Raw genomic sequence first — 287 nt, forward strand, 5'->3', positions numbered from 1 at the left:
GCGCAGCAGGTGGTCGACGCCGCCGACCTGATCTTCCTGACGACGCCCGACGATCATCTCGCGTCGAGCGCCGCCGCACTGCGCTTCGACGCATCGCGCGCCGCCAGTCAGGCGCTCGTCCATTGCAGCGGCGCGTCGGCGGTCGCGCTGCTCGATCCGGCGAAGCAGCAAGGCGCGGCCACCGGCGGCTTTCATCCGCTCTATCTGTTCGGCGGCACCGACGCCGACCTCGCGCGCATCGACGGCTGCTCGGTCACGATCGAAGCGGACGGCGCGCTGCACGCGGC

General features: G+C 72.1%; 1 protein-coding gene. It reads left to right on the forward strand.

Annotated elements, in window-relative coordinates; translation table 11 throughout:
* On the forward strand, positions 1-287 hold a 287-nt coding region (locus AAEY80_RS14435), incomplete at both ends, for a hypothetical protein (RefSeq protein ID WP_502945559.1).

Source organism: Psychrobacter sp. 78a-MNA-CIBAN-0178, assembly GCF_040309625.1.
Lineage (GTDB): Bacteria > Pseudomonadota > Gammaproteobacteria > Pseudomonadales > Moraxellaceae > Psychrobacter > Psychrobacter okhotskensis.